Raw genomic sequence first — 12,279 nt, 5'->3', positions numbered from 1 at the left:
AGCGCACGCCCTGAGATGAGCTACGCCGGCGCGCTCGAGTTGCTCGAGAACGCGCTGGCCGGAGAACGGCGGCGCGCCATTCTCGATACGCTCGAGGCGAGTGGAGACTTTACCCGCGCGCTGGCGCGCCTTCGCGTGGCGATGCGGACGAACACCTTTCCATCCGCGAACGGACCACTCGCCCTCGAACGATTCGTCCGCACGTTCGACACCCGCACGCGTAGCGAAGGGTTTCACGTTCTCGAAAGTTGGGACTACCGCGCGCATCGATTCTCTGAGAACACTGTGCCCGTGTTGATGCTCGATCGTTGCGTGCCGGACGCCGTTCCACCGGATCGCCGGCGAGCCGCGCTCGCACTGTTGCTCGATCAATACTTCCTCGCGCTGGTCGGCCTGCTCGCGGTGCGCGCGTGGGACGATGGCGATCCGAACGCAAACTTCGACCGTGTGACGTCGCTCGTCGCGGCGCTCAACGGGTCCAATGGCAGCGGACAACGCTTCGTCGAGGACGCGGAGACGGTGTTGCTGGTGGCGATCTCGCACTATCACCCGCACGAGCCGGCGTACGACACCCTCATCGATCGCGTCTGGACGCTGGACGAAGATCACAGGCTCCGTCTAGCGACGGCATGCTCGGCCACACTCGGCAGCCATTTGCGATGGGGCCATCGCTTCATGTATCAGCGCGACATCAGCCGTATGCGCGCCGACAACGTCGTCGACTATCCGTGGCTGCTCTTCTCGCTCGTCACGCTCGCGCGCGCCGTCGGGCGCGCATCGCCGGGATCGATGGAGCGCAAGCGTATATCCGAGGCACTACTGAATGGACTGAGCGCCGATCCCTGGGCGTTCACCGGGAAGGTACCGCGCAGTCTCGAGCGATTTTCGGCCGAGCACGCGACGCTGCGAACGATGCTGCAGGACGGTCGGGCGATGTGGCACGAGGCGTTTTCCGTGCACCAGCCGCGTCCGGGCACGTTCACGCCGCTCGGTTTGCTGTGCAACTTTCTCTGCAACGCCATTGTCGCGATGGTCGACACGGGTCTCGCCGGCGCAGTCGATCATCCTTCGCTCAACGAGCTGTTCGAGTCGCACCCGGGCGACGCCGACGCACCGTCCGCGGCGGAATCGTATTCGAAAACACTCATGGCGTACGCATCGGCCAACGGCGGACGTTCCGACGGGGCGGCCCTCATCGTCTACGATCCGTATGAGGCTCAGACGGCGTTCAACGCGACGATGCGGGTTTTGTCGGCCTGAGCGCCGGCGTATCAGCGTAGTCCGAACACGACGATCCGGCTGGACCGCGACGCATCGGCCCAGAGCGCCGAACGCATGCCGGCGGTCACGGCGACGAGCTGGCGTCCGCCCGCGCGATAGCTCACGACGCCACCGCCAACCGACTGTCCGAGCGCAGTCTGCCACAGGATGCGACCAGACGCTGCATCGAACGCGTAGAATGCGCCACTGAGATCGCCGGCGAAGACCAGGCCTCCCGCCGTCGGCGTCACACCGCCGAGCACCGGCCGCGGAGCAGCGAACTTCCATTTCACGGCGCCGTTGTCGGCGTCGACCGCGGTGATCCATCCGCGAGCATGCTCGGCGGAGTCCATTGCCTCGCCGAACCCACCGACGTTGCCGAACCACGCGGCGCCGATCCGCGGGACCGGCGTCGACTCGCGCTGAAGCTGTACCGTCGAACACCAGTCTGCCGCGCCGGTGATCAGCAGGTTGTCGCCGCGATCGTACGCCGCACCGTTCCACTCCGAGCCGCCGAGGGAGCCAGGACAGAAATGGACTTTGCGGTCGCGCGAGAGTGGAACGTCCACGTTCACGCGCCTGGTGGTTGGCGTCTGGAAGAGCAGCGGCAATTCTGGCGGCTGGGTGCTTGCCGCGACGACACCCACGCCGCGCGCGATGACACCGCGGTCCAGCACTGAGAGCAGCCCGTCCTTGTTGGCCGAGGCCACGATGCGCTTACCCGATCGCGTGGTGACGAGCGCCGCCGGTGCGTCGACGTCCCAGTCGTGGAAATCGTGCTTCACCACCTGGTTGTAGCCAAGCAGGCGGCCCGATGCCGCGTCGAGCGCGATGATGGAATTGGCATATAAGTTCTCTCCATCGCGCATCGCGGCATCGTAGTCGGGGGCGGGATTGCCCGCCGCGACGTACAGCGCCCCTGCGCTCTCGTCGAGTGTGAACGACGTCCAGAACGCCCCGCCGGAAATCGGATACGCCGCCGCATTGCCGCGTCCCCACGTACCACGCGCCGGGCCGCTCGCCGGAACGACGTCGAACTTCCAGACGACGTGGCCATCGGTCGCATCGAGTGCGTAGACGTGCCCAATGACGCCGACGCGATCGCCGCCCGCGTTGCCGATGTACACGTTTCCCTGCCACGCGATCGGCGCCATCGGAACCGAGACACCCGGACCCGCCACGTCGAGCTGTACGTCCCACAACGTGCGGCCCGTCGCGGCATCCAGCGCGAGCACGTGCGAGTCCGATGTTCCGCGGAACACGCGACCATCCATGACGGCGACACCGCGATTCACCGCCGGCGACGCATGCCTCGCGACACGCCATCGCTCCGCGCAGGTCCCGGCGTCGACGGCATAGGTGATGGTGTCGCTGGTGAAATACATGACGCCATTCACGACGACGGGGCCCGTTTGCAGATCCGCCACCACGGGCAGCGAATAGCTGCACACCTCGGCCAAGCGCGACACGTTCGAGCGGTTGATGTCGGCCAGCGGCGCGAAGCGGTCGCCGGCGAGCGTGCGGTTGTATGCAGGCCAGTCGCTTCCGCCGGCGTCGGCTGCCGGCGAGGTCGCGGCCGCGCCGCGGTTGCATGCGGTTGCCAAGGCGACGGCGGCGATCGCCGTGCCGGTTCTGAACGCGAGCGACGTACGGTGTGGTCGAGTCATATGGTATAGTGCGCCACCTCGAGCGAATTGGCGAGTGGAGTGCTTGACGAAATAAGTCTACATATGTAGAATTAGGCTCATGGCCGACCGACTGCGCCTCTCACCACAAACCGCCGCCGTGCTCGACGCCTTCCTCGGCTCGCCGCGCGCCTGGCGGTACGGCTACGACATCAGTCGCGACACCGAGCTGCGATCGGGTACGCTATATCCAATACTCATGCGGCTCGCCGATCGAGAATGGCTCGAGACGTCGTGGGAGACGAGCGATTCTGGCCGGCCGCCACGACATATGTATCGTCTCACGGCCGACGGCGTTCGCGCCGCGCGCGGCTACATGCGCGAGTACCACGCGCATCACGTTCGGCGGCCGGCGCTGCGCGAGGCGAAGACCTGATGCCCCGCCGCCGACAACTCGCCGCATGGGTGCTGCGATTCGGCGCCACTCGCGCGGCCGCGGCCGATCGCGCATGGGCCGGCGCCATGCTGCGCGAGCTCGATTTCGTCGAAGGCGATTGGGCGGCGCTTCGTTGGGCCCTCGGTGGGGCGCTCGCGATCGGTGTACGATCCATGCAAACCGCACGTTCGTCGGGGCGGCTGAACGCGAAAGCAGTCGTGTCAGTCTTCTCAGGGGTAGTCGTCGCCGTCGCGGTGCTCGCGCTCTCGATGATGATCGGCGAAAGCCGCATGCATCCCACGACCGCTGGATGGCGCCACACGAGCGCCGCCCAGCTCGTATTCATCGTGATCATTCCCGAGCTCGCGTTCCTCCTCGGCGTGTACGCTCTGTGGCGGCGGCATCGCCGCATGGCGATCGGCATCATCGCCACAGGCGCGATGGTCATCACGCACGCCGTCATTCATGTGATCACTTAGCCGAAGAGAGACATCATGCCGCCGACCAGCGCCAACGGAAAAATCTGCTACATCGAGTTGCCGAGCACCGACGCCGCCCGCAGTTCAGAGTTCTATAACGGCGTCTTCGGCTGGAACATTCGTACGCGCGGCGACGGCAGCACCGCGTTCGATGACACGATCGGCGAGGTGAGCGGCAGCTTCGTGAAGGGACGCGCGCCGTCGTCGGGCACACCCGGCATGCTCGTGTACGTGATGGTCGACAGTGTGGCCGAGACGCTCGAGAAGATCACGGCTCGTGGCGGAAAGGTCGTGCAACCCATTGGCGGCGATGCGCCTGAGATCACCGCGCGATTCAGCGACCCCGCCGGCAACATCCTCGGGTTGTACCAGCAGAGGAAGTGAACGGGGCGGCCCGCGACTGCACCTGCTGCACCCGCTGCAGCCTAACTGCCGGGCGTAGTGCCGCTCTGCTGGCCGATGAGGCGACATACGGGGACCGCTTCGGCAGCCTTCTCGACGAGGGGATTCGGCACGTTCACGGCGATGGCGCACGCACCGCGGTTCACTCGCAAGATTGCGAACCAATACCCCGGGCCGGCAGTCAGGATCAGCGGCTCTGCGTTCCCTGGCACGTTCAACGACAGACTTGCTGCGCCGCTCGAGCTCCGGATTTCGTCGAAGTTGTTCCCGTAGCGCGAACTATCGGCGAAGTACGCCTCTTCGGCTGTCACGAGATTTCGAAGAAACCTGTCGACGGCCAAGGGCACGCCTGCGCGCTCACCCAGCGTTCCGGGAGCGACGCGGCCGAGCGCGGTCAACGCGTCGCGTATAGCGCCTTGGTAATTGTTCGTTCCGGTGAGACCGATCGATGTCGCGGGTGCGAGATTGGCGGGCGCGGCCGGAACGGGAGCGCCGGCGCCGGCAGGCGGCCCGGCGACGATGATCTGCCCGCGCTCACCGAGCGCGAGGTGCGGCATGCAATGATATCCGTACGTCCCACCAGGCAGACCCGCGAACGAAACGGTGTAGCTCTCTCCTCGCGACATCATGAGCGGTCCTGAGAGATCGCTCAACGTTCGCGTCATGTTGGCCTGAAGGCGTGACTTGAGGTCCGGCGGCAGGGTGTCGTCGAAGCTGACGTTGTGCGGGGCGCCACTCACGACCACGAAGCGCACGGCGGCGCCGTTCGCGATTCGCACCACCCTGGGCTCGAGGCGATATCCCGCATCGTCGCCGATCATGCGAACGACCGTGGTGTCCCCAACGGCGGCGCGAGTTTGCGCGTGCACGGCAGCGGCGCCGCCAACAACGGCGACCAGGGCGACGAGCACGGTCGCGCGGCATGCATGCCCGCACGTCGAACGACAGCCGATTGTCATAGAAGCGGACGGGCTAAGGGAGGCGAGCTATCCACTGCGAGGCCGACGCTAACGTGCGTGTAAGTTGTTCACGCATCAATGGGCCGTTCACGCCATGCGGATACCATGGCCCTTTTCGCGAATTCCGAGTTTTTTTCGAGCGGATGTAGAACGCCGTCGCCCGGCTCCGACTCCAGGGTGAAGCGCCACGCAATCGCGGGCGCAAACCCTCCAACAGGAGAATTCCCATGCGGTACATGCTGATGATGCACGCGCCACGCGGCACCGGAGATTGGGCCGTCAACAAGTGGACGCCGGACGAGCTCAAGGCTCACATCGGCTTCATGCTGGATCTCAACAAGGACCTCACGAGGAGCGGTGAGCTGATCGGCGGCGAAGGGCTGGCACCGCCGGCGGATGCGCGAGTGGTGCGCGTCGCGAAGAACGGAACGCCGGTCGTGTCCGACGGGCCGTTCGCCGAAGCGAAGGAATTTCTGGCCGGCTTCTGGATCGTCGAGGTCGACAGCGCGGAGCGCGCCTACGAGATCGCGGCGAGGGCGTCGTCGGCACCGGGCCCGGGCGGCACGCCGCTCGTGATTCCGATTGAAGTGCGGCAGGTGATGCGGGCGCCGAGCACGGATGCATGAGCAATCTCATATAGTCGAGCGCCTCCTCCGAGATCTCGGACCCGAGGTGCTCGGCGCGGTGGCTCGGACGTACGACGACTTCGGCGCGGCGGAAGACGCCGTGCAGGAGGCGTTGATCGCCGCGGCGGCGCGCTGGCCGGATAAAGGCGTGCCGTCCAATCCGCGCGGATGGTTGTATCACGTGGCGATGCGCCGCGCGACGGATCATTTGCGGAGCGAGATGGCGCGCCGCCGGCGCGAGGAGCGCATTGGCGGCGACGTCTGGGCCGAGTGGGCGTTCGTGCCGCCGCCCGATCGCGAGCTGAGCGCCGACGAGGACGACACACTCACGCTGATCTTCATGTGCTGCCATCCGTCGCTCACGCTGGCGTCCGCGATCGCCTTGACGCTGCGCGCCGTCGGCGGCTTGACGACCGGCGAGATCGCGAGCGCATTTCTCGTCCCCGAGGCGACGATGGCGCAACGCATCAGCCGCGCGAAGCAGACGATCAAAGCGTCCGGCATTCCGTTCGAGACGCCGTCCGCGGCGGAGCGCGCCGAACGGCTCGCGTCGGTGCTTCACGTGATCTATCTGATCTACAACGAGGGCTACACGAGCAGCGCGGGGCTGTCGCTGACTCGATCGGATCTGTCCATCGAGGCAATTCGCCTTGCTCGCCTGGTACGATCGGTGTTGCCGAACGACGGCGAAGTCGAGGGGCTGCTGGCCCTGATGCTGTTGACCGAGGCTCGCCGCGCGGCGCGCACCGGCGTCGCGAGCGAACTGATTCCGCTCGACGAGCAGGATCGTTCGCTGTGGAATCGTGAGATGATCGCCGAAGGCGTCGCGCTCGTGTCCCGTGCGCTGCCGCGTGGCGAGATCGGGCCATATCTCATCCAGGCCGCGATCGCCGCGCTGCACGATGAAGCATCTCGCGCCGAGGACACGGACTGGCCGCAGATCCTGGCGCTGTACGACGTGCTGGTTGGCTTGATGGACAACCCGATGGCGGCGCTGAGCAGGGCGATCGCGGTGGCGATGGTCCAGGGCGCGCAGGCGGGTTTGGCACTATTATCGAACTTAAATGATGATCCTAGAATAACGGATCATTTTCGGGTGGACGCGGTTCGCGGCCACCTACTCGAGCGGCAAGGCGACCTTGCCGCGGCCGCGGAATGCTACCGGCGGGCCGCGGAAGGAACAGCCAATGCCGCCGAGCGCGATTACTTGCGACTGAAGGCGGCGCGAACCTGCATGTGATGGGTCGCGCGCGACGGGACGAACGTTGTCGGCGTCAACGAACCGGCGCGGCGGCGGCTCACTCCGCCCGCAACGCCGTCACCGGATCGGTGTTCACGGCCCGCCAGGCCGGCACGAGCGACGCGATGGCGCCCGTCGCCAGAAGCACCGCCGCCACCAGGATCAGCACACCCGGATCGCGCGCCGATTCCTCGTACAGCAGATGTTGCACGAGCCGGCTCCCCACCAAGCCAACGGCCGCGCCGATCACTACACCAATGCCGGTGACGAACACGCCCTGCCGCATGACCAGGCGCGCCACACTGCCCCGCTGTGCGCCGAGCGCGATACGCACGCCCATCTCTCGCGTGCGCTGGCCAACATTGTACGAGATCACGCCATAAATCCCGATCGCCGCCAGAGCGAGTGCGAGCACGCCGAACGCACCAAACATCGCCGCGCCCAGCCGGAAGGGGCGGAACTCTCTCGTCACCGTCTGATCTGAAGCGAACAAATGCACGTCGGCGAACGGGAGCCCCGGCGCGGCGGTTTGCAGCGCGAGCCGCACGCTCTCGAGCGCGGCAGCGGGTCGGCCATTGTCGATGCGCACCAACAGTTCACGGTTGCCGAGCGCTTGCTTGGCCTGCGCCAGCGGCAGGTAGACGAAATCGCTCGAGTCCTCGAAGATGCTCTGCCGGCGCACGTTCTCGACCACACCGACCACCTCCGCACACGGCAGCGAATCGCTCAGAATGCGCGCGCACACACCAAGCGGATTGGCGTCGTGCAGGTAGTGCGTGGCCCACATCTGGTTCACGATCATCACGCGCGGACTGCTCTCGCGGTCGGCGTCGGTGAAATCGCGTCCGCGAAGAATCCGTGAGCCGAGCGTGCGGAAATAATCGGCGGTGACGATGTTGTACATCGCGTCGGCGTGGATCGATGAATCGCGTCCGGGGATGACTATCCCCACGCCGAACGACGCGCCGAACGGCGCCGTCGCCGCGACAGCGGCGTGCGATACTCCAGGAATGGCGCGCACCCGGTCCAGCGCCTGCGAGAAAATTCGGTCGGCATCCGACGCCGGGCGGCCGATCGATCGCAGACTCATCTTCGCGAGCGCGACACGATCCACGTCGACACCAAGCCGCATATCGCTCAATTTCGTGAGGCTGCGCTCGAAGAGGCCCGCGCCAAAGAGCAGCACCACCGACATCGCCGCCTGCGCCACGAGCAGCGCGGTGCGTGTGCGCGAGCGATGGCCCGACTGGCGGCCGCCGGTCTTCAACACGCCGGCCAGGTCGAGCCGGCTCACCTGCAAGGCCGGGAGTAACCCGGTGAACAAGCCCGTGAGCAACGTCACGATCGCCGTGAACGCAAGCACGCGACCGTCGATCGCCGGCGAGTGAAGATTCACATCGCTGAATAACAACTTGAATACGGCGCCGCCGCCCAAATACGCCACGAGCAGCGCGACGACACCTCCCATCATCGCGAGCAGCGCGCTCTCGGTGACCAGATGAATGAGCAGCCGTCCGCGTGAGACACCGAGCGCGAGACGAACCGCGATCTCTTCGCGCCGCCGAAGACCGCGCGCCAGCAAGAGGTTGGCGACATTCGCGCACGCGACGAGCAGCACGATGAGCGACATTGCGGCCAGCACCCGGGTCACGGAGGACGTCACGCCCTGGCTCGAGCCCCGCAGCTCCATGATCGGCAGCGCGCCGAAGCTCCAGTCCTTTCCGGTGAACCAGGCCGAGACCGCCGCCTCGCGCGCCACGCGCATGGCGTCCGACGCGGCGCGCTCCGCCGGGACGTTCGGCTGAAGGCGCGCGTACACCCTTAGCCACGATCCGCTGCTGTTCGTCGACCAACTCGATCCGCCGCCAAGCTGCGCGGCTCCGGCGCTCATCGGGAGCCACATGTCGGGTCCGTCCAGATCGAGACCCGTGAAGTTGCGCGGCATCACGCCGATGACCGTGAACCGCCGTCCGGCCGCGTCCAACGTTCGGCCGAGAACCGCGTCGCTCCCACCGAAGTGGCTTTGCCAATAGTCGTATGACAGCACCGCGACGGGTGACCCGAGGGGTTCCACGTCGTCGGCGGCCTGAAACACGCGGCCGATCTGTGGCTTTGCGCCGAGCAAGCTGAAATAGTTTCCGGTGACGAGCAGTCCCGCCGCTTGCTGTGCGGCCTGGCCGCGCCCGATCGGCACCGTTGCATCGTACGTCGCGGTGACGTCGGCCAGCCCCGCCGCGTGGTCGCGGATTGCGCGAAACACCGGATAGTTCAACGTCTGCTGTGTGAACGCGTGGCCTTTGGTGCCCGCGGCGAGACGCATGATGTCCTGCGGGTGCACGACAAACGCCGGCGGTCGCAGCAGCAGCCGATCGATCACCGCGAACATCGTGGCGTTGGCGCCGATGCCCAACGCAAAGGTCAGCGTGATGGCGATGCTGAACCCTGGCGACCGGAAAATCTGGCGCAGCGCGTAGCGGGTGTCGGAGCGAATGGCGTCGAATCGAGCGAACATGGTCAGCACCTCGTCGCGCTCGCGCGCGGTGGCGAGCAATTGATTGCGAGATTCCTCATAGGGCCCGAAGCGGGCCAGCGCTTCCCGCTCCGCGTCGTCGCGCGTCCACCCGTGCGCGACGAGCTCCTCGATTCGCTGGTCGAGGTGAAAGCGGATCTCGTCGTCGAGCTCCGATTCGCGCGAGCGAGACTGCCCCGCATCCAGTCGGAACGCGCGGCGAATACGGTCCGGCAGTGATTCGCGGTGCGCGGCCATCACTCGGCGGCGAGCGGCGCGGTGAGCAAGGCCGTGACAGTGGATGCATAGCGAAGCCAGCTCTCCGTTTCGCTGCGCAGGTGCGCGCGTCCGCGCGCCGTCACGTGGTAGTAGCGCGCCTGACGATTGTTGTCGGTCACGCCCCACTCGGCGCCGATCAGTCGCTGGCGCTCGAGACGATAGAGGGCCTGGTAGAGCGCGCTGTCGAGCACGGCCAGATTGCCGGAGCCATGGCGGTCGAGCCACGACGTGATCTCGTAGCCGTGCATCGGGCGCGAGAGGAGCGCGCGGAGCACGAGGAGATCGAGAGTACCGCGAAGGACGGGCAGCGGGACGGGCGCCACGGACGGCTCCTTACAGGTTCTGTAAGAAGCATGCAGCGCCTGGAATCATCCGTCAAGGCTTCTTCGCCGTCCCGCTCCGGTCGACCACCGGCACATCGAGATCGAGATTCCAGCTCATCGTGAACACCTCGCCGGGTGAGTCTACCCCCGTAGCGTACGTGCCTTTGCTCTTCATGCGAAGGCGGCCGTTCGCGTAGCGCACATCGCCAAAGGACTTCTCCAGCTCCGTCCGGCGATAGGCGACCGTGCGCGAGACCGTCGTACCGGGCGTCTCGATCGTCAGGTTCGCCTGGGTGACGCGACGCTTGTCATCGACGAGCAGCACGAGGACGCCGCGGCCCGGCGCCAGCGCACTCCGCGGCACACCCATGTCGCTCACGACGAGCCTGGCCTTCTCCGCCGCCGTCAGGCGGGGCACGAACAGCTGGATTTTCAGGGCGTTGACGCGCCCGCGCATGAGCTCCGACGTGTACGTCACGACCGCGCTCGTGGTCTCGAGCCGCGACGCTCCCTCCTTCAAAAACCCGGACTTTCGGACGTCAAGCGTGAAGTGTCCGATGGCGTGGTCCTGCGCCGGCAGGCGACGCGCTTGCGCGAACGAGCCGGCGATGCACAGACCGAGCAGCGCTGACCGATGAACGATTCGCATGTGACAAGGCTTCCCGACTCAGTCCGTGGCGCCACCCTCGGAGGCGGCAGGCGGCTGAGCCGCCGGCGCCTGGGCGGCAGGGCGTCCCCAGCGTTGGCGAATCTCGCGCGGCCGCGCACGCTCGATCAGCATTTGCTCATGCCACGCGAGCATCCGTGCGCGCACGTTCTCGGGCGTGTCGGTGGGTTCGACACCGAACGCCGCATAGCGTTGCGAGTCGCCCGAGACCTCGAGCCACCACCACGTCGTGCCCGGTGTTGCCGGCGATGACGCACTGCGACAGGTGAGCGTGCGGCCGTTGTCCTCGAATTGCACGAAGTCCATGTGATGTCCTGTTGAAGAAGACCCGAGACCTAAATAATCGCGAGCGCCGTCACTGCCCCGCTGCCACCGGCAACCGGCGGATGTCGCCGAATCCAACGAGCCGCTTGCCCGCTTCGTCCCACAACGCCAGACGCAGCGTGCGGACGCTCTGTGCGAGCGTGATCACGGTGACGTCGTGAAACACGCCGTTCTCGTCGTGACACCGCTTGAGCGCGTAGTTGGGAATGCGCGGTCCAAGATGGTGCACGTGATGAAGCCCGATGCTTCCCGTGAACCATTGCAGGACCGCGGGCAGCTTGAGATACGAGCTGCCGCGAATCGCCGCCGTCGCGTAATCCCACGTGCCGTGCTCCTGCCAATACGTTCCTTCAAATTGATGCTGCACGTAAAACAGCCAGATGCCCGCCGCGGCGGCGAGGTACATCGCCGGTCCGTAGACGAGGAGCACAGTAGTCCATCCCACCCACAGCGAGATCCCCACATAGAGCCCGGCGATCGCCGCGTTGGTCGACCACACGCTGCGCCGCTCCCGCTTCGTCGCCGATGCGCCCCGCGGCGGAATGCGGTTCGTCAACACGAAGTGAATCGGACCGAGCCCAAACAAGACGAGCGGATTGCGGATGAGCCGGTATTTGAGCCGAGCCATGCGCGGGAGCGCCAGGTATTCGCGCACCGTGAGCGTGTCGACGTCGCCATGTCCTCGGCGATCCAGATCGCCCGACGATGCGTGGTGCAGCGCATGGCCGTGCCGCCACTGACCGAACGGCGTCATCGTCAACACGCCGGTGAACCATCCCACGACCCCATTCACGCGCTTCCACGGCAGAAACGACCCGTGCGCGCAGTCGTGCATGATGATGAATGTGCGTACCAGCAGCCCGGCGGCTGGGACCCCTAACAGCAAGGTGATCCAGTACGGTAGCGCGAGCGAGCGGTACATCAGATAGAACAGCGCCGCGAGCGGAATGAGCGTGGTGGCAATCTGCGCGATCGATCGCGCCGGATTCGACCGCTGATACCGAGCGATGATCCCGCGCCAGTCGGCGACGCCGGGTTCGGTGCGTTCAAGTCTCACTGAATCTGCTCCTCGGCGCCGAGGGAAGGGGAAACGCGCCTCGCGGCGTTCGAGCTCGCTGTTTTCGACCGGTTTTCAAGCGAACGCGACGCT

General features: G+C 66.2%; 13 protein-coding genes. 6 read left to right on the top strand and 7 right to left on the bottom strand.

Annotation, left to right across the window (positions count from 1 at the left end):
• Positions 1-15 precede the first annotated feature (15 nt).
• Positions 16-1,260 (top strand): hypothetical protein, encoded by a 1,245-nt coding sequence (locus tag VN706_05655; GenBank protein ID HXT15093.1) that lies wholly within the window; start codon positions 16-18, stop codon positions 1,258-1,260.
• Between the two features lie 11 nt (positions 1,261-1,271).
• Here VN706_05655 and VN706_05650 read toward each other — a convergent pair whose 3' ends face one another.
• Complete coding sequence (locus tag VN706_05650; GenBank protein ID HXT15092.1) at positions 1,272-2,927, bottom strand: PQQ-binding-like beta-propeller repeat protein; 1,656 nt, start codon at positions 2,925-2,927, stop codon at positions 1,272-1,274.
• Between the two features lie 79 nt (positions 2,928-3,006).
• Here VN706_05650 and VN706_05645 point away from each other — a divergent pair, with 79 nt between their 5' ends.
• From VN706_05645 to VN706_05635, 3 genes are read left to right on the top strand one after another with little or no spacing between them, the layout of a single operon-like run.
• Entirely contained in the window at positions 3,007-3,321 is a 315-nt protein-coding gene (locus VN706_05645) for a helix-turn-helix transcriptional regulator (GenBank protein ID HXT15091.1), read from the top strand.
• A complete protein-coding gene (locus tag VN706_05640; GenBank protein ID HXT15090.1) occupies positions 3,321-3,800 on the top strand; it encodes a hypothetical protein in 480 nt (159 codons plus the stop codon). Before VN706_05645 ends, VN706_05640 begins: the two co-directional genes overlap by 1 nt.
• A 15-nt stretch (positions 3,801-3,815) precedes the next feature.
• Positions 3,816-4,184: a VOC family protein gene (locus VN706_05635; protein ID HXT15089.1), complete on the top strand. Its 369-nt coding sequence runs from the start codon at positions 3,816-3,818 to the stop codon at positions 4,182-4,184.
• A gap of 41 nt (positions 4,185-4,225) precedes the next feature.
• Here VN706_05635 and VN706_05630 read toward each other — a convergent pair whose 3' ends face one another.
• On the bottom strand, positions 4,226-5,113 hold the full coding sequence (locus tag VN706_05630; protein HXT15088.1) for a plastocyanin/azurin family copper-binding protein: 888 nt from the start codon (positions 5,111-5,113) through the stop codon (positions 4,226-4,228).
• 275 nt (positions 5,114-5,388) lie between these two features.
• Here VN706_05630 and VN706_05625 point away from each other — a divergent pair, with 275 nt between their 5' ends.
• Both VN706_05625 and VN706_05620 read left to right on the top strand, forming a co-directional pair.
• A complete protein-coding gene (locus VN706_05625) occupies positions 5,389-5,787 on the top strand; it encodes a YciI family protein (GenBank protein HXT15087.1) in 399 nt (132 codons plus the stop codon).
• Positions 5,780-7,027, top strand: a complete 1,248-nt coding sequence (locus VN706_05620) for a DUF6596 domain-containing protein (GenBank protein ID HXT15086.1) — start codon at positions 5,780-5,782, stop codon at positions 7,025-7,027. Before VN706_05625 ends, VN706_05620 begins: the two co-directional genes overlap by 8 nt.
• 58 nt (positions 7,028-7,085) lie before the next feature.
• Here VN706_05620 and VN706_05615 read toward each other — a convergent pair whose 3' ends face one another.
• From VN706_05615 to VN706_05595, 5 genes are read right to left on the bottom strand one after another with little or no spacing between them, the layout of a single operon-like run.
• On the bottom strand, positions 7,086-9,794 hold the full coding sequence (locus VN706_05615) for an ABC transporter permease (GenBank protein HXT15085.1): 2,709 nt from the start codon (positions 9,792-9,794) through the stop codon (positions 7,086-7,088).
• Positions 9,794-10,138: a PadR family transcriptional regulator gene (locus tag VN706_05610; protein HXT15084.1), complete on the bottom strand. Its 345-nt coding sequence runs from the start codon at positions 10,136-10,138 to the stop codon at positions 9,794-9,796. The genes VN706_05615 and VN706_05610 overlap by 1 nt, the downstream gene beginning before the upstream one ends.
• Before the next feature lie 52 nt (positions 10,139-10,190).
• The gene (locus tag VN706_05605) at positions 10,191-10,787 is read right to left on the bottom strand and encodes a hypothetical protein (protein ID HXT15083.1); all 597 of its coding nucleotides are present in this window, start codon (positions 10,785-10,787) and stop codon (positions 10,191-10,193) included.
• Between the two features lie 18 nt (positions 10,788-10,805).
• Positions 10,806-11,111: a hypothetical protein gene (locus VN706_05600; GenBank protein HXT15082.1), complete on the bottom strand. Its 306-nt coding sequence runs from the start codon at positions 11,109-11,111 to the stop codon at positions 10,806-10,808.
• 49 nt (positions 11,112-11,160) lie between these two features.
• Positions 11,161-12,186 carry a fatty acid desaturase gene (locus VN706_05595; protein HXT15081.1) on the bottom strand — a complete coding sequence of 342 codons (1,026 nt, stop codon included), beginning with the start codon at positions 12,184-12,186 and terminating at the stop codon, positions 11,161-11,163.
• Positions 12,187-12,279 lie beyond the last annotated feature (93 nt).

Source organism: Gemmatimonadaceae bacterium, from assembly GCA_035606695.1.
Lineage (GTDB): Bacteria > Gemmatimonadota > Gemmatimonadetes > Gemmatimonadales > Gemmatimonadaceae > JAQBQB01.
Note: the sequence above shows the minus strand (reverse complement) of the source record. Positions and strands in the feature narration are given on the sequence as shown.

Bases quoted from the DNA above. Each gene is read 5' to 3' on its own strand.
- VN706_05615 (HXT15085.1), bottom strand. From the start codon at position 9,794: ATGGCCGCGCACCGCGAATCACTGCCGGACCGTATTCGCCGCGCGTTC.
- VN706_05640 (HXT15090.1), top strand. From the start codon at position 3,321: ATGCCCCGCCGCCGACAACTCGCCGCATGGGTGCTGCGATTCGGCGCC.
- VN706_05600 (HXT15082.1), bottom strand. From the start codon at position 11,111: ATGGACTTCGTGCAATTCGAGGACAACGGCCGCACGCTCACCTGTCGC.
- VN706_05625 (HXT15087.1), top strand. From the start codon at position 5,389: ATGCGGTACATGCTGATGATGCACGCGCCACGCGGCACCGGAGATTGG.
- VN706_05645 (HXT15091.1), top strand. From the start codon at position 3,007: ATGGCCGACCGACTGCGCCTCTCACCACAAACCGCCGCCGTGCTCGAC.
- VN706_05635 (HXT15089.1), top strand. From the start codon at position 3,816: ATGCCGCCGACCAGCGCCAACGGAAAAATCTGCTACATCGAGTTGCCG.
- VN706_05620 (HXT15086.1), top strand. From the start codon at position 5,780: ATGCATGAGCAATCTCATATAGTCGAGCGCCTCCTCCGAGATCTCGGA.
- VN706_05650 (HXT15092.1), bottom strand. From the start codon at position 2,927: ATGACTCGACCACACCGTACGTCGCTCGCGTTCAGAACCGGCACGGCG.
- VN706_05605 (HXT15083.1), bottom strand. From the start codon at position 10,787: ATGCGAATCGTTCATCGGTCAGCGCTGCTCGGTCTGTGCATCGCCGGC.
- VN706_05655 (HXT15093.1), top strand. From the start codon at position 16: ATGAGCTACGCCGGCGCGCTCGAGTTGCTCGAGAACGCGCTGGCCGGA.